The organism is Streptosporangium pseudovulgare (genome assembly GCF_014648055.1).
GTDB classification, from domain to species: Bacteria; Actinomycetota; Actinomycetes; order Streptosporangiales; family Streptosporangiaceae; genus Streptosporangium; species Streptosporangium pseudovulgare.
Genome location: NZ_BMQJ01000005.1, coordinates 283,074 through 307,664 on the forward strand (window position 1 = coordinate 283,074; position 24,591 = coordinate 307,664).

17 protein-coding genes are annotated in these 24,591 nt (G+C 73.9%); 10 read left to right on the forward strand and 7 right to left on the reverse strand.

Annotated features, from left to right (window positions below; genetic code table 11):
- Positions 1–138 precede the first annotated feature (138 nt).
- Complete coding sequence (locus IEZ10_RS13040; RefSeq protein ID WP_189246756.1) at positions 139–504, forward strand: nuclear transport factor 2 family protein; 366 nt, start codon at positions 139–141, stop codon at positions 502–504.
- 123 nt (positions 505–627) lie between these two features.
- On the opposite strand, the gene guaA is transcribed toward IEZ10_RS13040, so the two are convergent.
- Positions 628–2,178 (reverse strand): glutamine-hydrolyzing GMP synthase, encoded by a 1,551-nt coding sequence (gene guaA, locus IEZ10_RS13045; RefSeq protein ID WP_229811221.1) that lies wholly within the window; start codon positions 2,176–2,178, stop codon positions 628–630.
- Between the two features lie 227 nt (positions 2,179–2,405).
- On the reverse strand, positions 2,406–3,920 hold the full coding sequence (locus IEZ10_RS13050) for a DUF885 family protein (RefSeq protein WP_189246758.1): 1,515 nt from the start codon (positions 3,918–3,920) through the stop codon (positions 2,406–2,408).
- Between the two features lie 206 nt (positions 3,921–4,126).
- Between IEZ10_RS13050 and IEZ10_RS13055 the strand changes: the two genes are divergently transcribed.
- Positions 4,127–4,876 carry an N-acetyltransferase gene (locus IEZ10_RS13055; RefSeq protein WP_189246759.1) on the forward strand — a complete coding sequence of 250 codons (750 nt, stop codon included), beginning with the start codon at positions 4,127–4,129 and terminating at the stop codon, positions 4,874–4,876.
- Here IEZ10_RS13055 and IEZ10_RS13060 read toward each other — a convergent pair.
- Entirely contained in the window at positions 4,825–6,279 is a 1,455-nt protein-coding gene (locus IEZ10_RS13060; protein WP_189246760.1) for a pyridoxal phosphate-dependent decarboxylase family protein, read from the reverse strand. The two genes, IEZ10_RS13055 and IEZ10_RS13060, sit on opposite strands and share 52 nt — an antisense overlap.
- Before the next feature lie 386 nt (positions 6,280–6,665).
- Here IEZ10_RS13060 and IEZ10_RS13065 point away from each other — a divergent pair, with 386 nt between their 5' ends.
- Positions 6,666–7,202, forward strand: coding sequence for a helix-turn-helix transcriptional regulator (locus IEZ10_RS13065; protein WP_189246761.1), 537 nt, complete (start codon positions 6,666–6,668; stop codon positions 7,200–7,202).
- Between the two features lie 118 nt (positions 7,203–7,320).
- On the opposite strand, the gene IEZ10_RS13070 is transcribed toward IEZ10_RS13065, so the two are convergent.
- Both IEZ10_RS13070 and IEZ10_RS13075 read right to left on the reverse strand, forming a co-directional pair.
- Entirely contained in the window at positions 7,321–9,030 is a 1,710-nt protein-coding gene (locus tag IEZ10_RS13070; RefSeq protein WP_189246762.1) for a GMC oxidoreductase, read from the reverse strand.
- Positions 9,031–9,112: 82 nt separating this feature from the next.
- On the reverse strand, positions 9,113–10,678 hold the full coding sequence (locus tag IEZ10_RS13075; protein ID WP_189246763.1) for a succinic semialdehyde dehydrogenase: 1,566 nt from the start codon (positions 10,676–10,678) through the stop codon (positions 9,113–9,115).
- Between the two features lie 160 nt (positions 10,679–10,838).
- Between IEZ10_RS13075 and IEZ10_RS13080 the strand changes: the two genes are divergently transcribed.
- The 4 genes from IEZ10_RS13080 to IEZ10_RS13095 all read left to right on the forward strand — a co-directional run bounded on the left by IEZ10_RS13080 (position 10,839) and on the right by IEZ10_RS13095 (position 18,252).
- On the forward strand, positions 10,839–13,139 hold the full coding sequence (locus tag IEZ10_RS13080; protein WP_189246764.1) for a beta-propeller domain-containing protein: 2,301 nt from the start codon (positions 10,839–10,841) through the stop codon (positions 13,137–13,139).
- 289 nt (positions 13,140–13,428) lie between these two features.
- Positions 13,429–16,329: a M36 family metallopeptidase gene (locus tag IEZ10_RS13085; RefSeq protein WP_229811222.1), complete on the forward strand. Its 2,901-nt coding sequence runs from the start codon at positions 13,429–13,431 to the stop codon at positions 16,327–16,329.
- Positions 16,330–16,564: 235 nt separating this feature from the next.
- On the forward strand, positions 16,565–17,098 hold the full coding sequence (locus tag IEZ10_RS13090) for a hypothetical protein (protein ID WP_189246765.1): 534 nt from the start codon (positions 16,565–16,567) through the stop codon (positions 17,096–17,098).
- Positions 17,099–17,121: 23 nt separating this feature from the next.
- Complete coding sequence (locus IEZ10_RS13095; RefSeq protein WP_189246766.1) at positions 17,122–18,252, forward strand: COG1361 family protein; 1,131 nt, start codon at positions 17,122–17,124, stop codon at positions 18,250–18,252.
- An 87-nt stretch (positions 18,253–18,339) separates the two neighbouring features.
- Here IEZ10_RS13095 and IEZ10_RS13100 read toward each other — a convergent pair whose 3' ends face one another.
- On the reverse strand, positions 18,340–20,076 hold the full coding sequence (locus IEZ10_RS13100) for a glycerol-3-phosphate dehydrogenase/oxidase (protein WP_189246767.1): 1,737 nt from the start codon (positions 20,074–20,076) through the stop codon (positions 18,340–18,342).
- A 220-nt stretch (positions 20,077–20,296) separates the two neighbouring features.
- The gene (locus IEZ10_RS13105) at positions 20,297–21,067 is read right to left on the reverse strand and encodes a DeoR/GlpR family DNA-binding transcription regulator (protein ID WP_189246768.1); all 771 of its coding nucleotides are present in this window, start codon (positions 21,065–21,067) and stop codon (positions 20,297–20,299) included.
- A gap of 100 nt (positions 21,068–21,167) precedes the next feature.
- Here IEZ10_RS13105 and IEZ10_RS13110 point away from each other — a divergent pair, with 100 nt between their 5' ends.
- The 3 genes from IEZ10_RS13110 (at position 21,168) to IEZ10_RS13120 (ending at position 24,511) form a co-directional block, all read left to right on the forward strand.
- Entirely contained in the window at positions 21,168–22,064 is an 897-nt protein-coding gene (locus IEZ10_RS13110; RefSeq protein WP_189246769.1) for an SIS domain-containing protein, read from the forward strand.
- 100 nt (positions 22,065–22,164) lie between these two features.
- Positions 22,165–23,301 carry an N-acetylglucosamine-6-phosphate deacetylase gene (nagA, locus tag IEZ10_RS13115; RefSeq protein WP_189246770.1) on the forward strand — a complete coding sequence of 379 codons (1,137 nt, stop codon included), beginning with the start codon at positions 22,165–22,167 and terminating at the stop codon, positions 23,299–23,301.
- A 55-nt stretch (positions 23,302–23,356) separates the two neighbouring features.
- Positions 23,357–24,511: a 1-phosphofructokinase family hexose kinase gene (locus IEZ10_RS13120; RefSeq protein WP_189246771.1), complete on the forward strand. Its 1,155-nt coding sequence runs from the start codon at positions 23,357–23,359 to the stop codon at positions 24,509–24,511.
- Positions 24,512–24,591: the final 80 nt, after the last annotated feature.

Below are 24,591 nucleotides of genomic sequence, written 5' to 3' on the forward strand. Positions count from 1 at the left end.
TGCGGCCGGCGACGGGCCCGGCGGGTAGACGGATAGCGGTGCCGGTAAGTACCGGTACGTGACGGATTCCACGATCCGCCGTTCTCCGTAACTTGGTGACCTGCGAGGACAACCGCGGGAAACACGAAGGAGAACGAGATGAACGACGTCGCCAAGCTGGTCGAGCGTTACCTGGCCACCTGGAACATGACCGACGCCGCCGAGCGCCGCGCGGAGATCGACACCATCTGGGCCGAGGAGGCCCGCTACGTGGACCCGCTCGCCGACGTCACCGGCCGCGACGCGATCGACGCCGTCATCACCGCCGTCCAGGGGCAGTTCCCCGGCATGGTCTTCACCCTCGCCGGCGACGTCGACGCCCACCACGACGTGGCCCGCTTCACCTGGCACCTCGGCCCCGAGGGCGGCGAGGCCATCGTGGTCGGCTTCGACGTCGCGGTCCTGACCGAGGACGGCCGGTTCCGGGAGGTCCACGGCTTCCTCGACCGGGTCCCCGCCCTCTAGACGGCGGACACGGCGCGGCCCCGCCCTCTAGGCGGCGGACACGGCGCGGCCCCGCCCTCTAGGCGGCGGACACGGCGCGGCCCCGCGGAAGGAGATTCTTCCGCGGGGCCGCGCCGTATCCGTCTACTCCCACTCGATGGTGCCCGGCGGCTTGCTCGTCACGTCGAGGACGACGCGGTTGACCTCGCGGACCTCGTTGGTGATCCGCGTGGAGATCCGGGCGAGCACGTCGTAGGGGACGCGGGACCAGTCGGCGGTCATGGCGTCCTCGCTGGAGACGGGGCGCAGCACGATCGGGTGGCCGTAGGTGCGGCCGTCGCCCTGGACGCCCACCGAGCGGACGTCGGCCAGCAGGACCACCGGGCACTGCCAGATATCCCGGTCGAGCCCGGCGCGGGAGAGCTCCTCGCGGGCGATGGCGTCGGCCTCGCGGAGGATCTCCAGGCGCTCGCGGGTGACCGCGCCGACGATCCGGATGCCGAGCCCCGGCCCGGGGAACGGCTGGCGCCAGACCATCGCCGGGGGCAGCCCCAGCTCCTCGCCCGCCCGGCGGACCTCGTCCTTGAACAGCGTGCGCAGCGGCTCCACCAGCGTGAACCGGAGGTCCTCGGGGAGGCCGCCGACGTTGTGGTGGGACTTGATGTTGGCGGTGCCGGTGCCGCCGCCGGACTCGACCACGTCGGGGTAGAGGGTGCCCTGCACGAGGAAGTCGACCGGGCCGTCGGCGAGGATGGCGCGCTGCTCGTCCTCGAACACCCGGATGAACTCCCGGCCGATGATCTTCCGCTTCTCCTCGGGGTCGGTGACCCCGTCGAGCGCCTTCAGGAAGCGCTCCTGGGCGTCGACCACGCGCAGCTTGACCCCGGTCGCCTCGACGAAGTCGCGCTCGACCTGCTCGGCCTCACCCTTGCGCAGCAGACCGTGGTCGACGAAGACGCAGGTCAGACGGTCACCGATGGCCCGCTGCACCATGGCGGCGGCCACCGCGGAGTCGACCCCGCCGGACAGGGCGCAGATGGCCCGGCCCTCCGGGCCGATCTGGGCGCGGACCGCCTCGACGGCGTCCTCGACGATGTTGAGCATCGTCCAGGAGGGACGGCAGCCGGCCGCGTCGAGGAAGCGCTTCAGCACCGCCTGGCCGTGCTCGGAGTGGAGCACCTCGGGGTGGAACTGCACGCCGTACAGGCCCCGCTCGGGGTTCTCGAAGGCGGCGACCGGCGTCTGCGCGGTGGCGGCGGTGACGACGAACCCCTCGGGGGCGGCGGAGACGCTGTCGCCGTGGGACATCCACACGGCCTGCGCGACGGGCAGCCCGGCGAACAGCACGCCCTCCTGCCGCACCTCCAGCGGGGTGCCGCCGTACTCGGCCAGGCCGGTGTGGGCCACCGTGCCGCCGAGCTGCTGGGCCATGGCCTGGAAGCCGTAGCAGATGCCGAAGGTCGGCACCCCGGTCTCGAACAGGCCCGCGGGAACGGCGGGGGCGTTCTCGGCGTAGACCGACGAGGGGCCGCCGGACAGGATGACGGCCTTGGGCTTCTTGGCCAGCATCTCCTCGACCGGCATCGTGCTCGGGACGATCTCGGAGTAGACGTGGCATTCACGCACCCGTCGCGCGATCAGCTGCGCGTACTGCGCGCCGAAGTCGACGACCAGGACCGTGTCGAAATCAGACACCAAGACCCCCAAAGAAACCACAGCGGTGTCTTCAGTCTATCGGCGCTCGTCGGCACACCTGCGCCGAGCCCGAAAAGGGGGCTTCGGGGGTCCCGGAAACCGTACGGGCTCCGGACGGGGCGGGACCGCCGCGGGCCGTGTCTCCACGGCGGGCCCGCGGCGGTCGGGCAGATGACGTCCGGGGACCTCCGGGTGGTCCGGGAGGTCCGGGAGGTCCGGGAGGACGCTCAGAGGATGTTCGGCAGCAGGCCCAGCGGCGGGGAGCCGAGGTCGAGCATGGCGGTGTGGAAGCGCTTGAGCGAGAACCCCGCGCCCCAGGCCGCCCGCGCCCGCTCACGCAGGTCGAGGATCTCCAGCTTGCCCCAGGTGTAGCGGCCGTAGGTCGGGTCGAAGGTGGCCCGCGCCGCCTCCGACATCGCCGCCGGACCGCTGATGTGGGTGTCGGCCTCGAAGCGGCGGGCGCCCTCCTCGACCGTCATCGAGCCGGTGTGCACGCCGATCGCGCAGGCCAGCCGGGTCACCCGGATCAGCGCCTCCAGCCACACGCCGATCTCGAAGCGCGGGTCGTCGGGCGCGAAGCCCTCCTCGACGCACAGCTCCTCGGCGTAGTGCGCCCAGCCCTCGGCGAACGCCATCGACATGAGCGTCCGGCGCACGTCGGAGGGCGCGTGGCGCAGGGCCCGGCCGTGGGAGAAGTGCCCCGGCGCGACCTCGTGCACGTTGATCGCGGGCAGCGTGGTCGCGCTGAAGACCTCCAGCCACTCCTCGATGTCGCGCTCCGGCCAGGTGGGATCCGGCGGGGTGATGTGGTACCACGAGGGGCCGTCGGGCTCGCCCGGCGCGGCCCAGCTCATCATCGCCATGGCCCAGCGGCGCGACTCGGGCGCCAGGCCGACCCGGCACTCGCCGTCGTGGTAGGGCACCAGGTCCTTCTCGCGGGTGAAGGCGACCGCCCGTTCGGCGCCGGTCCGCGCGGCGTCCATCACGCCGTCGATTCCGGGGTGGTCGCGGACCAGCTCGCGCGCCGTCTCCAGCGGGGGGCGGCCCGCCGAGCCCAGCTTCGCGCACGACTCGGTGAGGCGCTCCATGAGCCGGTCGCGCTCGGCGTCGGCCCGCGCGGCGAGGGCGTCGAGGTCCACCGGCAGGCCGTCACCCGAGCCCATCAGCAGGGCCAGCCCCTCGGCGCCGAGCGAGGCGTCGGGGTCGCCGGAGCGGGACGCCTCCTCCACGTGCTCCACCAGCCGGGCGTGGGCCTTGAGCGCCGCCTCCCGCACGGACTCGTCCGCGTCCTCCGGCACCCCGGCCGCCAGGCCCCGCACCGCCCCGAGCAGCGCGCCGGCGACCGGCGCGCTGAGCCGGTCGAGCGAGGCGATCGCGCCCTCCACCGCCTCGGGCCAGCGGGCGAGGTGGGCGAGCCTGGCCGCGGTCCGCTCCGCCTCCGGGGCGTACTCCCGGTCGTAGCAGGCCAGGTCGAGATTGTTCAGGTGGGTGAGCGGGCTGCGCCGGTGCAGCTCCAGCTCACCGAACGCGGCCCGGGTGGCCGCCTCGAAGATCTCCAGGTGCGCGGCGTCGTGCGGGTCGTCCGGCGGCGACCCCTTCCCGAGCGCGGCCAGCCCCGCGCGCACCCCCTCGGGAGAGAGGTCCTGCACCACCCCGTCGTACTCGTGCCGCCCGGCCGCCTCCCGGGACTCGGCCACGGCCATGTCGCACACCGCACGCAGGCGGGAGTCGAGTTCGCTCATGTAGGCGAAGCTATCCCAGACGACCTTCCGCGCCGAGCCCCGAACCGGGAGCCACGCGGACGCCCACCGACGCCGATGACCCACCCGGAGGCGGGCGTGCGGTGCGGGCCACGCCCCGCGGCGGGCGCCGCGCGTGCGGCGCGGCCTTCCGGCGGCCCGCGGAAAACCGGTCGAGCGGCGAGGGGCGGCGGTGGGAGGATGCGCCGATGTCCCTCCGCATCACCACGCTGGCCGAACGCCCCCACCTTCGCGACGCGCTGTGGAACATGCCCAGCTCCTGGCCGGAGTTCATGTTCCACGATCCGATGGCGTCGCTGTTCTACGAGGTCGTCGAGGAGTACGCCGAGTTCGTGCTGGTCGCCGACGATGGCCACGAGCCGGGGCGGCTCGTGGCCAAGGCGATGAGCGTGCCGTTCACCTGGACCCGTGACGAGCTGCCGGACGGCGGGTGGGACACCGTGATGCTGCGGGCCTGGCACACCCGGCTGACCGGCGGGGAGCCCGGCACGGTCTCCGCCCTGGAGATCACCGTCCGCCCCGACCGTCTGGGGACCGGCCTGTCACCGGTGATGCTGGCCGCCCTGCGCGACAACGCCGCCCGCCTGGGGTTCGGCGAGCTGCTGGCGCCGGTACGGCCCAGCGCCAAGCACCTGGAGCCGCGCACCCCGATGGAGGAGTACGCCGCCCGTACCCGTCCCGACGGCCTGCCGGCCGACCCGTGGCTCCGGGTCCACGTGCGCGCGGGCGGCACGATCGTCAAGGTCGCGCCGCGCTCGATGACGGTGCCCGGCACGCTCGCCGAGTGGCGCGAGTGGACCGGCCTGTCCTTCGACGTCAGCGGCCCGGTCGAGGTGCCCGGCGCCCTCGCCCCGGTCCACTGCGACGTCGAGCAGGACCACGCCGTCTACGTCGAGCCCAACGTCTGGGTCCGCCACCGCCTCACCGCCCCGGCCTGAGCGCTCGCCCGGTTCACGGTCTCGGCGCCCGCCGTCCCGGCGATCCGGGCGAGAAGTGCCTCCAGGGTCTTGTCGTCCGTGGACGGGGACATGACCGTGACCCGCAGGTGGCGGACACCGCCGATCTCGGCCGAGGTCAGGTGGAAGGAGCCGTCCGCCATCAGGTGCTCGCGGATCGCCGCCTGGTCGCCCGTGCCGTACCGGAAGCAGACGATGTTGCTCTGCGGCTCGTACGGGAAGACGAACCCGGGCCGCTCCCGGCCCAGCTCCCACAGGCGGCGGGCGGCGGCGTACCGGCCCGCGACGTACTCGCCGAGGCCCCGTTCGCCCCGCCAGGCGAGGTTGAGGAAGATCTTCAGGCCCAGCGCGGCCTTGGCGCACTCCACCGTCCGGCCGGCCGAGTCGAAGTCCTGGGCGCCGTAGAACAGGTAGCTCGCCCGCTGCCGGAAGGCCGCGTCCAGGTCGTCCCGGCGCCGGGTCAGCACGGCCGCGGCCAGGCCGGACGTGCGCAGCATCTTGTGCGCGTCCCAGATCAGCGAGTCGGCCAGTTCGATCCCGTCGAGCAGGTGCCGGTGCCCCTCCGACAGCAGGGCCGACGCGCCGTGGGCGCCGTCCACGTGGAACCAGATCCCGTTGGCCGCGCAGAACCCGCCGACGCCGCGCAGGTCGTCGTAGAGGCCGGTGCCCGTCGCGCAGGCGTTCGCCACCAGGGCCATCGGCCGCCGGCCCGCCCGCCGTACCCGGTCCAGGGCCGCGGGCAGGCGGGCGACGTCGATCCGGCCGAGCGGGTCGGCGTCCAGCGGGAGGACGGCCCGCTCTCCCAGGCCGAGGATCGCGGCGGCGCGGGCCAGCGAGTAGTGGGACGCCTCGGGGACGAGCAGCGCGAGGTCGCCGGGCGTCCCCTCGGCCCAGGCGTCCGGCGCGGCGGCGGCGCGGGCGGCCAGCAGCGCGGTGAGGTTGGCCAGCGACCCGCCGTGGGTGAGCACCCCGCCGCCGGTCTCCCCGAAGCCGGCCTTGCCGAGCATCCAGCGCACGACCTCGAACTCGACGGTCGCCGCCGCCGCGCCCATCTCGTAGACCGCCATCGGGTTGTTGGTCACGCCGTGCACGAGGTCGGCGAGCGCGGCGGGGAAGTCGGGGGCGGCGATCTGGTGGCCGAGGGAGGCGGGGTGGTGCGGGCGGCTCCCCTCCGCGAGGTAGGCCGCCAGGAACTCCGCGTGGCTCTCCGGCGTCATCCCGCCCTCGCGGATCCAGCGCGCCAGGCCGAGCCGTTCGGCCAGCTCGGACGGCGGGCGGCGGCCCAGGACCGGCGTCAGGCCCCGCCGGCTCTCGTCCACGTGCACGGCCAGCTCCTCGACGGTCGCCGCGGCGGCCCGCACGAACTCGTCCACATCCCACGTCACACCGGAATACTGGGTCACCCGGCATCGGATGACCAACCGCGGCCGGTTTCCCGGGAGGGCGCCCATGAGCCGTTCACCGAACGGTCTCCCATTCCGTAGAATTAACTCAACATGATGTAGCATTATCTCTACATGGATCGGCATCCCAGCAAGGAGATACGGGCCGCGATCGATTACATGATCGCGAGGGGGTGGATCATAGAGAAGGCGGAAGGTCATGCGTGGGGACGCGCCCGCTGCCCCGGAGGGCGGGACGGATGCAGGCCGCCGACTTCGATCTGGTCGACGCCACGGTCACCAGATGTTCATGCGAGACGCCTGCGCCGTCTCGCCGACCACTGCCCGCGCACGTCCGAGGACGACATGGCGGAAGGAGGACGGTGTCGATGACCGTCTACAGCTTCGAGTTGCACTTCACGGCTCCGGCGGGTGAGGAGGTGATCGACGCCCTGTACGAAGCGGGGTGGGACGACGCCACCGTGTCACTCGACCCGGGCGAAGGCGGGCCCGGTGTCGCCGCGTTCGACCGGGAGTCCTCCACGGCGGTGGAAGCGGTCGCCTCCGCGATCTCCCAGGGCCGGGCGGCCGGTGTCGAGATCACCGGTGCCAGCGAAGATCTGGTGACGCTCGCCGAGATCGCGGAGCGCACCGGAAGGAGCTTCGCCACCGCCGACCACTGGGCCGCCGGCCGCCGGGGACCCGGCGGGTTCCCCGCGCCGAAGGTACGGCGTCCGCGGGTCAGCCTCTGGTCGTGGGCCGAGGTGGCGACCTGGCTGCATGAGAACCGTCTGGCCGAAGTGTCCCCGATGGAGGTGGAGGTCGCGCGGGTGTGCGAGGTCGCGGACTCGCTGATCCGCGCGCACCGTCTTCAACGCCGGCTCCCCGCCGAGGACCGTGCGCGTCTCTGCCACGCGGTTTCCTGAGAACCGGACAGTCGGGACCGGCACCGGGGCACCGCGGAACGTGCCCGCCTGACGCCGCGATCCGGACGAAACCGTTCCGTCCGCGGTCCGGCGGGTTCCGTACGGACCGCGCGGGCCGTCAGGTGACGACGACGATCGGCAGGCGCAGCGCGCCGGGGGCGGCCTCGGGGACGACCGGGTCGCGCGGCGCGACCGGTGCGATCCGGGCGTACGGCGAGCCCGGCGCGGGCCGGGGGTCGGCCTCCCCCCGGTTGGGCCACAGGGCCATGGCCCGCTCGGCCTGGGCGGTGATGGTCAGCGAGGGGTTGACGCCCGGGTTGGCCGAGACGGCGGAGCCGTCCACGACGTGCAGGCCGTCGTATCCGTGGACGCGGTGGTAGGCGTCGATCACACCGCTGCCCGCGTCGGCGCCGATGACGCAGCCGCCCAGGAAGTGCGCGGTGGCGGGGATGTCGAACAGGTCCAGCCAGGAGCCGCCGGGCATGCCGCCGATCTCCTCGGCGGCGCGGCGGGCGAACTCGTGCCCGGCCGGCAGCCAGGTCGGGTTGGGCTCACCGTGGCCGCGCCCGGAGCGCAGCCGCCGGCCGAACACGCCCCGGCGGGCGGACAGCGTGATCGAGTTGTCCTTGGCCTGCATGACGAGGGCGATGATCGTGCGTTCGGACCATCGGCGGTGGTCGAACAGCCTCGGCAGCAGGTGGGGTCGGCGCAGCGCCTCGCCGAGGAACTTCCGCCAGCGCGGCGTCCCCTCGTTGCCGGTGTCGCCGTCGATCAGCAGGGAGCGCAGCAGGCCCATCGCGTTGGAGCCGTCGCCGTAGCGGACCGGCTCGATGTGCGTGTGCTCGTCGGGGTGGATGGAGGAGGTGATCGCCACCCCGCGGTTGAGCTTCTCCCCCGGGCTGCCCGCCGGCCGCTCGAACCCGAGCAGCGCCTCGGAGTTGGTCCTGGTCAGCGTGCCCAGCCGGTCCGACAGGCCGGGCAGCGCGCCGGACGCCCTGAGGCGGTGCAGCAGCCGCTGCGTGCCGTACGTCCCGGCCGCGAAGACCACCTGCTCGGCCGTGAGGGTGCGGCGCCGCCACGGTGTCCCGGTCCGGGCGACCTCGACCCGGTAGCCGCCGCCGGCCAGCGGGCGGACCGAGGTGACCGTGGTCTCCGGGTGGATCCTCGCGCCGGCCCTCTCGGCCAGGTGGAGGTAGTTCTTGGTCAGCATGTTCTTGGCGCCGTGCCGGCAGCCGGTCATGCACTCGCCGCACTCGGTGCAGCCCCGGCGGCGCGGCCCGGCCCCGCCGAAGTAGGGGTCGTCCACCTCCACGCCGGGCCGGCCGAAGAAGACCCCGACCGGCGCCGGGTGGAAGGTGTGGCCCACGCCCATCCGGTCGGCGACCTTCCTGACGATCTCGTCGGCGCGGGTGACGGTCGGGTTGACCGTCACCCCCAGCATCCGCCGGGCCTGGTCGTAGTACGGGGCGAGCTCGGCCTTCCAGTCGGTGATCGACGCCCACTGGGGGTCGCGGAAGAACGGGTCGAGGGGCTCGTAGAGGGTGTTGGCGTAGACGAGCGAGCCGCCGCCGACCCCGGCGCCCGCCAGGACCATCACGCCGGTGCCCTTCTCGCCGCGCAGCACGTGGATGCGCTGGATGCCCTTCATGCCGAGCGCCGGCGCCCACAGGAAGTCGCGGACCCGCCAGGACGTCTTCGGCAGCGTGTCCTCGTCGAACCGCCGCCCGGCCTCCAGCACCCCGACCCGGTAGCCCTTCTCGGTCAGCCGGAGCGCCGCGACGCCGCCGCCGAACCCGGAGCCGACGACGAGCACGTCGTAGTTGAACATTCCGCGATTCCCTTCGGGGCGTGACGGGGGGACGCCCGGCGCGTCGGACGGGGCCGCCCCCTTCAGCACGCGGCCCGCCCTCCTACTTCAGGTGCAGCCGCTTCATGGCCTTGAGCAGCCCGGCCAGGGTGTCGGCGTACCTGTCGTACGTCATGCCGAGGATCGGTTCGAAGCCCATCCAGGTCGCCTGGCTGGAGACGGTCTGCGCCTCGGTGTACTTCAGCAGGCCCTCGGCGCCGTGGCGGCGGCCGAGACCGGAGGACTTCATGCCGCCCATGGGCGCGTCGTAGGAGGCGTAGGCCGCGCCGTACCCCTCGTTGATGTTGACCGTGCCGGCCTTGATGCGGGCGGCCAGCGCGCGGCCGCGGGCGACGTCGCGCGTCCAGACGGAGGCGTTGAGGCCGTAGGCGGTGTCGTTGGCCCGCTCGACCGCCTCGTCCTCGCCGGTGAAGCGGTAGAGCGACACGACCGGGCCGAAGGTCTCCTCGCGGCACAGGCTCATGGTCTCGTCCACGTCCGCCAGGATCGTCGGCTCGTAGAACAGCGGACCGAGGTCGGGCCGGGCCTTCCCGCCGGCCAGGACGACCGCGCCCTTGGCCACGGCGTCGTCCACGTGGGCGGTGACCGCGTCGAGCTGGCGGCGGGAGGTGAGGGAGCCCATCTGGACGCTCCAGTCGAGCCCCGCGCCCAGGCGCATGTTCTTCGTCTGGCGGACGAACCGCTCCGTGAAGGCGTCGTACACGGCGTCGTGGACGTAGAGCCGCTCGACGGAGATGCACAGCTGCCCGGCGTTGGTGAAGCAGGCGCGGACCGCGCCCTGGGCGGCGACGTCGAGGTCGGCGTCGTCGAGCACGAGCATCGGGTTCTTGCCGCCGAGCTCCAGCGAGCAGCCGATCAGCCGCCGGGCCGCCGCCTCGGCGATCTTCCGGCCGCCCCGGGTGGAGCCGGTGAAGGCGACGTAGTCGGCGCCGTCGAGCAGCGGGTCGCCGATCTCGGCGGGCTCGCCGAGGACGACCTGCCAGATCTCCCGGGGCATGCCGAGGGAGACCAGCAGGTCGATCGTCCACAGCGTGGACAGCGCGGTCTGGGTGTCGGGCTTGTGCACCACGGTGTTGCCCGCGAGCAGCGCCGGGACGACGTCGGTGACGCCGAGCGAGAGGGGGTAGTTCCACGGCGAGATCAGCGCCACGGTCCCCTTGGGCCGGCGCGCCTCGACGGTCCTCGTCGCGACGGGGAAGATGCCCGCGCGGCGGCGGGTCTCCAGCAGGCCGGGGGCCCGGCGCGCGTAGTACAGCGTGCAGCCCGCGACGTCGAGGACCTCCTCGAAGGCGTGCCTGCGCGCCTTGCCGGTCTCCCACTGCACGACGTCGAGGATCTCCTCGCGCCGGTCGAGGATGGCGTCGTGCAGCCGCAGGAAGGGCCGGATCCGCTCGGCGGCGGGCAGCGCGGCCCAGGCGGCGCGGGCCTCGCGGGCCCGGACGTGGGCGGCGCGGACGTCGTCGGCGGTGGAGACGGGCAGCTCGGCGAGGACCTCGCCGGTGAACGGCGCGATGATCTCCTGGGTCTTGCCGGACGAGACCACCTGCCGGGCGACACGTTCGACCATGGTCGGGTCGAGGGTCCTGGTAGCGCCAAGAGTGACAGCCATGCTCGAAGAATATTCGGGAGCGGCCACCCTGGCTACCGGTCGGTACACCTCCCGCCTCCGAACGGGATGCGACCCGGACCCGCCGCGGCCCGCTCCCCGCGCGATGGGCGCGATCCGGTCCTCCCATGAACCGGGCGCGATCCGGGCCCGTCATAGGGGCATGAGGACATCCACAGGTACGGCCGGCGCCGTATCCCGCGCGGCCTCCCGCCCGGCGTCCCGCGCCGCCCTCACCCCCGCCCGCACCACCCTCACCTCCACCTTCGCCGCGGCCCTCGCCGTGGCCCTGCTCGCCTCGGGGTGCGAGCAGGCGGGGCCGGACGCGGGCCGTACGGCGCCGGCCGACCTGGGCAGGATCAGGCTGGTCTCCTACGACGGCTGCGACGACATGCTGGCGGGGCTGCGGGCGGCCGCGGCGCGGAACGTCGGGCCGTGGGGCCTGGGGCCGCCGCAGATCATGTACATGGAGGCGCGCGCGGACACCGCCGCGCCCCGCGCCAAGACCGCCGCCCCCGAGCACTCGACCACCAACGTCCACGAGGCCGGGGCGGACGAGCCCGACCTGGTCAAGACCGACGGCAGGCGGGTGATCGTCGTCAACCGGGGCGTGCTGCGGGTGGTGGACGCCGCCACCAGGAAGGTCACCGGCACGCTGAAGCTGGTGGACGGCGACCAGAATTGGGCCCCGGCCGACCTGCTGGTCAGCGGCGACCGGGCGCTGGTGCTGTTCTCCGGCGGCGGAGGCGTCCCCTTCGGCGCGATGGCCAAGCGGGCGCCGAGCGCCGGGCCGCGGTACGTGCTCGTGGACCTGGCGGGCAAGCCCACGGTGACCGGCACGCTCACCGCGTCCGGGTCGCACCTGGACGCCAGGATGACCGGCTCGACGGTGCGGATCGTGGTCCGCAGCCAGCCGGAGATCGCCTTCCCCGACCCCGGCCCCGACCTGACGGACGCCGAGCGGATCCGGCACAACCGCGACGTCGTGGCCAAGGCCCCGGTCGGGGCGTGGCTGCCGGCGTTCGAGACGACGGACGCCGCGGGGCGCACCACCAAGGGCACGGTCGGCTGCGAGCGGGTCAGCCACCCGGACGAGTACACCGGCACGTCGATGCTGACCGTCTACAGCGTCGATCTGGCCGCGGGCGCGAAGGGGATCGCCGCGCCGGACCCGATCAGCGTGGCGGCCGACGGCGACACGGTGTACGGCACCGCCTCCAGCCTGTACGTGACCAGCAACCCGCGCATGCTGTGGCCCCGGCCGATTGATCCGCCCGTGGAGGACGCGCCGTCGGCCACACCCGCGACTCCGGCGGCGCCCGTTCCCCCGGTGGAGTCCGCGACCCCGGCGAAGCCCGCGGCTCCGGACCCGGGAACGGCGACGCCCGCGAACACCGCGCAGGCGCCCCGCGACGAGCCGACGTCGTCCGAGCCGCCGGCCGTCCCCCCGCCGACCGTCACCGCCGAGCCGACGGACACCGCGCAGGCGCCCCGGGACGAGCCGACCCCCTCCGAGCCCGCCCCCGTGCCGCCCACGGCCACGGCCGAGACCACGCCCGGGACGGCGGCTCCCGAGACGACGCCGGTCCTGCCGCCCGAGGAGACCGAGATCCACCGGTTCGACATCGGCGCGCCCGGGGCTCCGCGCTACGTCGCCTCCGGCAAGGTCCCGGGCCGGCTGCTCAACCAGTACTCCCTGTCGGAGTACGAGGGGCACCTGCGGGTCGCCACCACCTCCGCGGGCCCCTCGGACCCGGCGGCCGGTGACCGTGACTCCTCCAGCGCCGTGTACGTGCTGGACGCCCGGACCCTGGGGAAGGTCGGCGAGGTCGGCGGGCTGGGCCGGGGCGAGCGGATCTACTCGGTCCGCTTCATCGGCCCGGTCGGCTACGTGGTGACGTTCCGGCAGGTGGACCCGCTCTACACGCTGGACCTGCGCGACCCGAAGGCCCCCCGGGCGACCGGTGAGCTGAAGATCAGCGGCTACTCCGCCTACCTGCATCCGGCGGGCGACGGGCGGCTGATCGGCATCGGTCAGGAGGCGAGCGAGCGGGGCCGTACGCTCGGCACCCAGGTTTCGCTGTTCGACGTCTCCGACCCCGCCGCCCCGCGCCTGCTGTCGCGGATGTTCGCCAAGGACTCCGGCTCCGAGGCGGAGTGGGACCCGCACGCCTTCCTCTACTGGCCCGCCACCGGCTCCGCCGTCGTCCCGCTGAACTCCTGGAGCGGTGAGCGGCCCATGGGCGGCGCCCTGGTCCTGCGGATCGACGACTCCTCGGTCACCCGGACCGGCACCGTCACGCACCCCCGCCCCGGGGGTGGCGGCGACGCCCGCTTCGCCTACGATCCCGGCATCCGCCGTTCGGTCGTGATCGGCGACGACCTGTGGACGGTCTCCGACCTGGGCCTGAAGGTCAGCGCCCTGGACGGCCTCGCCGACCGGGGCTGGATACCGTTCGACTGACCGGTGGCCCGCCGGGCCGGGCTCTCCGGGCCGGGCCCGGCGGGCCTCCGGGGCCGGTCGCCCCGTCGTCGCGGGCGTCGGCCCCGGCTCCGGGATCTTCCCGGAGCCGGGGCGGCCCGGAATCCCGTACGACCGCGGTCCTCCCCGGCCCCTGACGTCGATCCCTTATACCGACATAACACCTTTTACAAGATCTTGTCAGGAAATAAGAACCGGTGTTGTGTCGTGCGCATCACGCGTGCGCCGCGCGTGATCGGCCGGTGACGGCCGTCCCCGCGCAGGAGGATCGTTGCCCCCCAAACCCTGGTTACGCGTCACCGCCCTGGCGGCCGCCGCCGCGATCGCCCTTCCCCTGCCCGCCGACGCCCAGCGGGCGCCCGCGGGACAGGCCCCCGAGATCCACGACTTCCAGGCCGAGCAGCACGGCAAACCCGACGTGGACAACCGCCGCGGCCACGTCGCGCCCCCGGCCTCGCTGTCCAAGGCCGCGCAGGCCGCGACGATCCGGTGGAACGCCCTCGGCACCCCGGCCGTCGTCACCGGCTCCGCGCCGCTGGCCGAGGGGCTGAACGCCGACCCCGAGCGGGCCGCGCGGGACTACCTCAAAGCCAACGAGTCCCTCTTCGGCCTGTCCGCCGCGGCCGTGGACGCCCTGGAGAAGGTCGCGGTCAACCCGGTCGGGGACGGCCACGCCGTACTGCTGCGGCAGAGGTTCGGCGACCTGCCCGCGGGCGTGGACGGGCAGGTGGCGATCGGCGTGACGGGCGGCAAGGTGATCCACGTCACCTCCACCCTGTCACGTTCCACCGCCGCTCCCCCGGCCGCCGCCATCACCGCGCAGCGGGCACTGGAGATCGCCGCCCGGGACGGCGGGATCGACCTCGCCACCGCCACCACCAGGACGGCCACCCCGGTGGCGGTGCCCGCGCCCGACGGGACGCACAGCGCCTTCCAGATCGTCGTCATCGGCGGCGGCGAGGGCGAGCCCGCCGGGTACACCACGCACGTGGACGCGGTCAGCGGGGAGATCCTGACCCGCGAGAACCTGGTGGACCACGCCTTCGACGACCCCGACCCGCGCTGGGCCGCCTTCACCGCCAACCCGCCGGCCGACTACTCCTCGGCCGACACCCGGGCGACCTGGTGCCACGTGGCCGGGCCCGGCTGCGACCAGGTCACCGGCGACGCGGCGACCGGCCGGGCCTGGGACGTCGACCACGTGACCGGCGCGCCGACCCGCACCAGCGTCGGCAACTCGGCCAGGACCGTCGAGAACCGCGCCAGTGACAACCCGTACAGCGTCGGCACCCGGAGCAACGCGACCACGCCGGACCGCGGGTACGTCTACCCGTGGACGAACCGGTGGCACACCGCCAGGTGCGACCCGGCCGCCTTCGACCAGCCGGGCGAGGCCGACCTCGAAGCCGCGATCGCGAACCTGCACGTCATGCACAACCGGATGCACGACTGGTCCTACCGCCTCGGCTTCACCGAGACCGCGTGGAACATGCAGCGGGACAACGGCTCCCGCGGCGGCCTCGGCGGCGACCCCGAGCAGGGCAACGCCCAGGCCGGCGCCCGGGTGTTCAGCGTGCGCGACAACGCCAACCAGATCACCGGCCCCGACGGGGTCGCCCCGATCACCAACATGTACCTGTGGCAGTCGATCGCCGGCTCGTTCTACTCCCCCTGCGTGGACGGCGACTACGACATGTCGGTCATCGGCCACGAGTACACCCACGCGATCTCCGGCCGCATGATCGCCGGGCCGAACGCCGGGTGGAGCGGCGCCCAGCCCGGCGCGATGAACGAGAGCACCTCCGACCTGTTCGCCATGGAGTACCTCTACGAGAACGGCTTCCGCCCCGCGGGCGAGACGCCGTACGTCACCGGCGGCTACGTCACCGGCGACGGGAAGGCGGGCATCCGCAACTACGACATGTCCCGCTCGCCGCTGAACTACAGCGACATCGCCTACGACATCGTCGGCCAGCAGGTCCACGCCGACGGCGAGATCTGGTCGGCCACCCAGTTCGACGTGCGCGAGGCGTTCCTGCGCCGGTACGGCAAGGGCACCCCCGCGCAGCAGAAGGCGTGCGCCGAGGGCAGGACTCCGGTCGAGAAGTGCCCGGGCAACCGCCGCTGGGCGCAGGTCTCCTTCGACGCGCTGCTGCTGATGGCCTCCGGCGCGGTCAGCTACGTCGACCACCGCGACGCGCTGCTCGCCGCCGACGCCATCCGCTTCGGCGGCCGGGACCACGACATCATGTGGCGGGCGTTCGCCGAGCACGGCCTGGGCAAGGACGCCGCCAGCGCCGGCCAGAACGACCCCGACCCCACCCCGAGCTTCGCCGACCCGGCCGGGAAGAACGGAACGCTGCAGCTCAAGCCGCTGCTCGACGCCAAGGACGCGAAGCTGCGGCTCTACGTCGGCGACTACGAGGGCCGCGCCGTACCGGTGGCCGACACCGACCCGGCGACCGAGCTGGGCGACACCGTGGAGATGACGCCGGGCGCGTACGACTTCGTGGTGGCCGGAGCCGGGTACGGGCACACCCGGGTGAGGTTCGCGGTGCTGCCCGGCGTGAAGCTGCCGCTGCCGCTGCCCCTGCCGAAGAACCTCGCCTCGGCCGCGCTCGGCGCGACGGCGTCCGGTGACGGGGTCAACCAGGACAAGCTGATCGACGAGACCGAGGCGACGAACTGGGCCTCGCTCACCGGCCCGGTCAAGGGCAGGGGCGTCGCGGTGGACCTGGCCGGGACCGCCCCCGTCACGGTCCGCCGGGTCCAGGTCAGCGCCATGCTGCGGCCCAGCGTGAACGACCCGGCCGACCCGGGCGGCCAGAACCGCTTCAGCGCCCTGCGCGCCTTCGAGGTCCTGGCCTGCGACGCCACCGCCAAGGACTGCTCCTCGCCCGCGGCGTACTCGCTCGTCTACACCAGCCCTCAGGACGCCTTCGCGACCCGGCGGCCGCGCCCGCGCGGCGCCGACCTGCTGATCAGGTCGTTCCGGATCCCCACCACCAGGGCGACCCACCTGATGCTGCGGGCGGTGTCCACCCAGTGCACCGGCAACCCGCTCTACGCCGGTGAGCAGGACGACGACCCCAACTCCGCGACCGACTGCGCGACCGCCAGTCTTGCCAGGGACCAGCTCCGCGCCGCCGAGTTCCAGGCGTTCTCCCGCTGACCCGGCGCGTCACGCCCTTTGCCGGACCGGCCCGTGCGGGCCGGTCCGGCAAAGGGTGAAGTCGCATTTCAGGCCCCCCATTGGAAGAACCATGGTCGCGCCCTCGATCACCATTTGACTACGGACAGTTACCTTCTAATGCGAGGTGTGGTGACAGGTCCCTTGAATTACCCAATGGACCGGCCTGTCCGCTTCGCCGCGCCTCTCACATTCCTGCTTGGCAACCGGAGTAACGATGCGCAAAAAGTTCACCATGGCCGCCGTAGTCGCCGGCCTCGGCCTCGCGACCGCCACCGCCCCACCGGCCACGGCCGCGTCCGACAACACCATCGTCACGTTCACCATCGACAGCGGCGACCTCACGATCAACGCCCCGGACGGGGTCGACCTGGGCACGGTGGCCTCCGACGCCACCAGCATCTCCGGACCGATGGGCCCCGTCATGGTGACCGACAAGCGCGGTGTCCTGAACGGCTCCTGGACCGCCACCGCCATCAGCACCGACTTCACCACCGGCGGGGCCACCCCGCCCGAGACGGTCCCCAGCATCAACGTCACCTACACGCCAGGCCCTGAAACCGGCCACACCGGCACGGGCACCTTCACCCCCGGCCCCGGCGGCATCATCAACGTGCCGCGCGTCGCCTTCACCGGAACCGACCTCGTCGGTGACAACAGCGCCACCTGGAACCCGACGCTCACCATCACCATCCCGGACGGAAGGGTCGCCGGCACCTACACCGGCACCGTCACCCACTCGGTCGGCTGACCCTCCCGAGACGGCGACAGCCTGTGCGCATCCACGACCTCCTCCGCGGACTGCTGGTGGCCGGGGCCATCGCCCCGGCCACCGTCACGCTCCACGCCGGGGCCATCGCCCCGGCCACCGTCACGCTCCACGCCGGAGCCATCGCCTCGGCCACCGCCACACCCCACGCCGGCGCCGCGGCGGCGGCCACCACGCTCCACGCCGGCGCCACGGCGGCGGCCACCACCGGTCACACCCGCGAAAACGGCATCGGGATCCGCCTGGTCGACGCGCCGCTCCAGGCGCGCGCCGACTCGCGGGCCCGCCGCTACATCGTCGACCACCTGAAACCCGGGACGGTCATCCACCGCCGCGTCGAGGTGTCCAACACCACCGGCTCCCCCTGGGTCGTCTCGCTCTACCCGGCGGCGGCCGAGATCCGCGACCGGGCCTTCCGGTTCGCCCCCGGCCGCACCCCCAACGACCTGTCCACCTGGATCAGCACGAACCGGCACGAGATCCTGCTCGCCCCGGGCGCCCGCACGATGGTCACCGCGACCGTCGACGTGCCGAAAGGCGCCGCCCCGGGGGAGCGCTACGCGATGATCTGGGCCGAGGTGGCCAAGGACCCGCCGCCGGGAGGAGGGCTGCGGCTGGTCAACCGCGTCGGCGTCCGGGTCTACCTGTCCGTCGGCGGCGACAACCCACCGGCCGCGGACTTCACCATCGACACGCTGACCGCCCAGCGGGCGCCGGACGGGCAGCAGATCGTCTCGGCCCAGGTACGCAACACCGGAGGACGCGCGCTCGACCTGAGCGGCGAGATGACGCTCACCAACGGCGGCCTGACCGCGGGCCCCTACCAGGTCCGGACGGGAACCACGCTCGCCCCCGGCGACGCCGGCCCCGTCACCGCGCCCCTCACCGAACGCGTCCCCGACGGCCCCTGGCACGTCCGCTTCCACCTCGAAAGCGGACTGGTCCGGCACACCGCCGAAGCCGACATCCGGTTCCCCGCCGCGGGAGCCGCCAGAATGGCCGCCGCCACCATGGACGGCGGCGGCTTCCTCGCGACGGCGGTCGTCACCGTCGGCATCGTCCTGTCCACCCTGGCGGCGGCTTCGTTCCTGCTCATCCGCAGACGACGCCGCGCCCGCCACGATGCGGCCCCGTGAGCACATGCCTGACCACGGGGCCGCCGCCGCCGTCCGCCCCCGGCCGGAGCCGTTCCCGTGGCCGGGGGCGGTGACCGGCGTACCGGCTCACGCGCTCCTCGGCACCACGGCGGGCACCACGTCGGGCGCGCCGAGACGGACCGCGTCGGCCTCCTGGTCGGTGTCCTGCTCCTGGGACAGGCGCTCGGCCTCGACCCGCTTGGTGTAGTACTCCACCTCGCGCCGGACCTGCTCCTCGCCCCAGCCCAGCGGGCCGGCGATCAGCTCGGCGGCCTCCTGCGCGACGGCCAGCCCGCGGTGGAAGGTCTCGATCGAGATGTGCGTCCGCCGGGCCAGCACGTCGTCCAGGTGGCGGGCGCCCTCGTGGGTGGCGGCGTAGACGACCTCCGCCCGGAGGTAGTCGTCGGCGCCGGCCAGCGGCCGCGCCAGCGACGGGTCCTCCTCGATCAGCGTGAGAACCTCTCCGATCATGGAACCGTACCGCTGGAGCAGGTGCTCGATCCGCGCCACGTGCAGCCCGGAGGAGGCGGCCAGCCGCTGCCGCGCGTTCCACAGCGCCTGGTAGCCCTCGGCTCCGGCCAGCGGGATCCGGTCCGTGCAGGAGCGCGGGACCCGCTGGTCCAGCCCGTGGGCCACGGCGTCCACCGCGTCCTTCGCCATGACCCGGTAGGTCGTGTACTTGCCGCCGGCCACCATGACCAGCCCCGGCACCGGGTGGGCCACCATGTGCTCGCGGGAGAGCTTGGAGGTCTCCTCCGACTCCCCCGACAGCAGTGGCCGCAGCCCGGCGTAGACGCCCTCGACGTCGTCGCGGGTCAGCGGCACCGACAGCACGGCGTTGACGTGCTCCAGCACGTAGTCGATGTCCGCCCGGGAGGCCGCCGGGTGCGCCCGGTCCAGGTCCCAGTGGGTGTCGGTGGTCCCGATGATCCAGTGCCGCCCCCAGGGGATGACGAAGAGCACCGACTTCTCGGTGCGCAGGATGACCCCGGTGAGGGAGTGGATCCGGTCGCGCGGCACGAGCAGGTGGACTCCCTTGGAGGCGCGGACGTGGATCTGCCCTCGCCCGCCCACCAGCTCCTGGATGTCGTCGGTCCATACGCCGGTGGCGTTGACCACCTGCCGGGCCCGCACGTCCAGTTCGGTCCCGGTCTCCAGGTCGCGCACCCGGACCCCGGTGACCCGCTCGCCCTCGCGCAGGAAGCCGACCACCTGCGTCCGGGAGGCGACGTGCGCGCCGTAGGTGGCGGCGGTCCGCAGCATGGTCATCACGTAGCGGGCGTCGTCCACCTGCGCGTCCCAGTACTGCACCGCGCCGGTGAACGCCGACCTGCGCAGCGCGGGCGCGAGCCGCAGCGCCCTCCTGCGCGACAGGTGGCGGTGGCCGGGCACGCCCCGGGTGAACCCGAAGGAGAAGCCCAGCGAGTCGTACAGCGCCAGGCCGGCCCCGACGTACGGGCGCTCCCAGCCGGTGTGCGTGAGGGGGAAGAGGAACGGCACCGGCCGGACCAGGTGCGGGGCGATCCGCTGCAGCAGCAGGGCCCGCTCCTGCAGCGCCTCCCTGACCAGGTCGAAGTTGAGTTGTTCCAGGTAGCGCAGGCCGCCGTGGATCAGTTTGGAGGATCTGGAGGAGGTTCCGGAGGCGAAGTCGCGGGCCTCCAGCAGGCCGACGCTCAGCCCGCGGGTGACCGCGTCGAGAGCGACGCCGGCGCCGACGACCCCGCCGCCGATCACCACCACGTCGAGTTCCCGGGCGGCCATCTGCGCCAGTGCGGTGCTCCGCTCCTCGGGACCGAGGCGTGCCGTGCCCGTTCGCACCGTCATGCTGCATCCCCCTGGGGGTTGGAATGTCATCTTGCGCGAGGTATCTACCCCACAAGGGCGGACGGCACTACCGGGGGGTAGCCCCCGGCGATGAGATCAGCGCCACATTCGCCTGCCCCGACGAGGTACGGCCCGGCATCCGCCGCCGTGTCCCGGACCGCCCGCCCGTGGGGCCCCGTCCGTCCACCGTACGGCGCCGCACCGGCGGACCGGGCGCGGGTCAGACACGGATCACCTCCACGCCCGCCTCCGCGAACCGCGCCACGGACTCACCGGGCAGGCTCCCGTCGGTGACGAGGACGTCGACGGCGCCGATCGGGCAGATCCGGGCGAAGGCCCGGCGGCCGACCTTGGAGGCGTCGGCCACCACGACGACCCGGGCCGCCCGGCCGATCAGCAGGTTGTTGACCTCGGCCTCGCCCTCGTGGCGGGCCGACGCGCCCGCTTCGGGGTCGATCGCGTCCACGCCGAGGAACGCGATGTCGAGGGACACCCGCTCCAGCACCCCGGACGCCAGCGGGCCGATCAGCTCGTACGACTGCGGCCTCGCCACCCCTCCGGTCACGACGATCTTCACGTGCCGCCGCACGGTCAGCTCCGCGGCGATGTTCAGGGCGTTCGTGACGAGGGTGAAGCCGATCTCCGGATCGGCGCGCAGGGCCAGCTCCCGGGCGACCTCCGAGGTGGTCGTGCCGCCGTTCACGCCGACGACCGCGCCGGGTTTCACCAGCTCGGCCGCGGCCCGCGCGATCCGCTGCTTCTCCCCGGCGCGGCGGGCCGTCTTGTAGCGCAGCGGCAGGTCGTAGCTGACGCTCTGCGCGACCGCGCCGCCGCGCGTGCGCATGAGCATCTGCTGCTGGGCGAGCTGGTCGAAGTCGCGGCGGACGGTGGCCGCGGAGACGGCGAGCGCCTCGGCGGCCTGCTCCACCGACAGGCGCCCCTCCTGCGAGAGCAGTTCGAGGATCGCGTTCCAGCGCTCATAGCGGCTCACGGTGACCAGCCTGGCACAGCCCGGCGGGAAACTCACCTGTGCGCAAACTTGCTCATTTCTGCTATAAATCACTCATAAACGAACCATCAGGAGGCACGCCGTGACTGACGGGACCGCCGGAACCACCCGCACCGAAGCCGAGATCGCATCCCAGCCGGACTGCTGGCGCCGCGTCGCCGAGGTGCCCGCGGGCGCGCTCCCGCGCCGGGGCGAGCGGGTGGCCGTCGTCGGCTGCGGCACCTCCTGGTTCATCGCCCAGGCGTACGCGACCCTGCGCGAGCGGGCCGGACACGGCGAGACCGACGCCTTCGCCGCCTCCGAGGCCCCGGCCGGGCGCTCCTACGACCGGGTGCTCGCCCTGACCCGATCGGGCACCACCACCGAGGTGCTGGAGCTGCTGGAGCGGCTGCGGCCCACCGGCACGCCGACGACGGCGATCACCGCCGACCCCTCGACCCCGATCATGACGCTGGCCGACGAGGTCGTGGTGCTGGACTTCGCCGACGAGGAGTCGGTCGTGCAGACCCGCTTCGCCACCACCCAGCTCGCCCTGCTCCGCACCCACCTCGGCGAGGACGTCTCCGGCGCGGTCGCCGACGCCGAGCGGGTGCTCGCCGAGCCGCTGCCCGACGAGCTGCTCTCCGCCGAGCAGTTCACGTTCCTGGGCCGCGGCTGGACGTACGGCCTGGCCCTGGAGGCCGCGCTGAAGATGCGCGAGGCGTGCCGGGCGTGGACCGAGTCCTACCCGGCGATGGAGTACCGGCACGGGCCGATCAGCATCGCCGGGCCCGGCCGGATCACCTGGATGCTCGGCGAGGCCCCCGGCGGCCTGCGCGGCGAGGTGGAGGCCACCGGGGGGTCGTTCGTGGAGAGCGGCCTCGACCCCATGGCCGAGCTCGTGAGGGTGCAGCGGGTGGCGGTGGCGCGGGCCCGCGCCGCCGGTCTCGACCCCGACCGGCCGATGCACCTGACCCGCTCCGTCATCCTCCCCGGCTGACGCGAAGGGGCGGGGAGGAACCCCATGCCGGTGCGCATCGTGACGGATCCCGCCGTACCGCCGCGAACCGGGTCCGCCGGGAACCGGAGAGGATAGGGCCATGAGCATCACTCTCGCCGACGCCCGTGTCGTGACCCCCGAAGGCGTGCACGAAGGCTGGCTCACCGTGGAAGACGGCCGCATCACCCACGTGGGCCGGGGCGCCGCCCCCGGACCGGGTCACAGCCTCGCGGGCCGGTACGTCGTTCCGGGCTTCGTCGACATCCACTGCCACGGCGGGGCGGGCGGATCCTTCCCGAACGGCGACCAGGACGAGGCCCGCCGGATCGCCGCCCTGCACGCCCGGCACGGCACCACCACGCTGATGGCGAGCCTGGTCACCGCGGGCCTGGACGACCTGGCCCGCGCCACCTCCGCCCTGGCCGACCTGTGCGAGGACGGCCTGCTCGCCGGCATCCACTTCGAGGGCCCCTACATCTCCCGGGCCCGCTGCGGCGCGCACGACCCGGCCCTGCTGCGCGACCCCTCGCCCGGGGAGTTCGCCGGCCTGCTCGCGGCGGGCCGGGGGCACGTCCGGATGCTCACCATCGCCGCGGAGCTGCCCGGCGCGCTGGACACCGTCCGGGAGGCGGCGGCGAACGGCGTGATCGCCGCCCTCGGCCACAGCGACGCCACCTACGAGCAGACCCTCGCCGGCATCGACGCCGGCGCCCGCGTCGCGACGCACCTGTACAACGCGATGCCGCCACTGCACCACCGGAAGCCGGGGCCGATCGCCGCGCTGCTGGAGGACGAGCGGGTCACGGTCGAGCTGATCAACGACGGGGTGCACCTGCACCCGGCGATGACCCGCCTGGCCTACGACGTCGCGGGACCCGCCCGGACCGTCCTGATCACCGACGCGATGGCGGCGGCCGGCATGGGCGACGGCTCCTACCGGCTCGGCCCGATGAAGGTCGAGGTCACCGGCGGCGTCGCCCGGCTCGCCGAGGGCGGCTCCATCGCGGGCAGCACGCTCACCATGGACGTCGCCTTCCGGCGCGCCGTCCGGGAGGCCGGGCTGTCCATGACCGAGGCCGCCGAGGTCACCGCGCTCACCCCGGCGCGGGTGCTCGGCCTCGACGACCGCCTCGGGTCCGTCTCCGTCGGCAGGCAGGCCGACCTGGTGGTCCTCACCGACGACCTGGAGGTCGCGGGCGTCATGAGGCATGGAATCTGGATCACCGAACCCCGATGACATCCTGGCCCGGCCCTCCCCTGCCGGGTCGGGAGGTCCCGCCGAAAGGTTTCCGATGAGCTTCCCCGCGGCCGGTTCCGGCACGATCCTCACCGTCACGCTCAACCTGGCGCTGGACGTCACCTACGTGGCCGACGGCGTCGACTGGGACGGCGTCAACCGGGTGCGGTCCGTCCACCGCCGGGCCGGCGGCAAGGGGGTCAACGTGGCCAGGGTGCTGGCCGCCCTCGGCCGCGACGTCCTCGTCACCGGCCTGGCCGGCGGGCCGAACGGCCGGGCCGCCGAAGCCGACCTGTCCGCGGCGGGCCTGCCCGCCGCCCTCACCCCCATCGCCGCCGAGTCGCGCGCCACCCTCGCGGTCTGCGACCCCGCCCCGCTCCCGTACGGCACGGCGCCGGCCGGTCCGGTCCCGGGTGGCCCGGCTTCGGACGGCACCGCGCCGGAGGACGTGGCCCCGGCCCGGACGGCCGGTCCGCGCACCGCCCTGTTCAACGAGCCGGGGCCGGTGGTCACCGAGGCGGAGCTGGACGACTTCCTGCGCGGTTACGACCGGCGGCTCGGGGCCGCCGCGGCCGTCGTGATCTCCGGCAGCCTGCCCCCCGGGGTTCCGGCCGGCTTCTACGCCGAACTCGCCGCGCGGGCCCGCGGGCGCGGCGTCCCGGCGATCGTGGACGCCGACGGCGAGCCGCTCCGCGCCGCCCCGGCGGGCCGCCCCGCCGTCCTCAAACCCAACGCCGAGGAGCTGGCCCGCGCCCTGTCCGCCGCGGACCTCCGGGCGCCGGGCGGTGCTCCGGAGACCGGTGGGGGGCAGGCCGGTGGTTCGGAGGCCCACGGGACACCGGCCGGCGTTCCGGGGACCGGGCACGCGCCGATCACCGACGCGCTGGCCGGGGCCGGGGTCCTGCGGCGCGACGGTGCGGAGTCGGTCGTGGTCTCCCTCGGCGCGGACGGGCTCCTGGCGGTGACCCCCGAGGGGGCCTGGCGGGCGGCCATGCCGTACCGGGTGGCGGGGAACCCGACCGGGGCCGGTGACGCGCTCGTCGCGGGGCTGGCACTGGGCCTGGTGGAGGGCACGCCCTGGCCGGACCGGCTGCGCCGCGCGGCGGCCCTGGGCGCGGCCGCGGTGGCGGCGCCGGTCGCGGGCGACTTCGACGAGGAGACGTTCCGGCGGGTCCGCCCCGGCATCCGGGTGGACCCCGTCGGCCCCTGATCCGCCACATCCCCCTTCGATCTCCCCCGTCCCCTCTCCCCCGGCCCCTCCGGCTCCTCCCCGCTCCGGCCCCGTCCGGC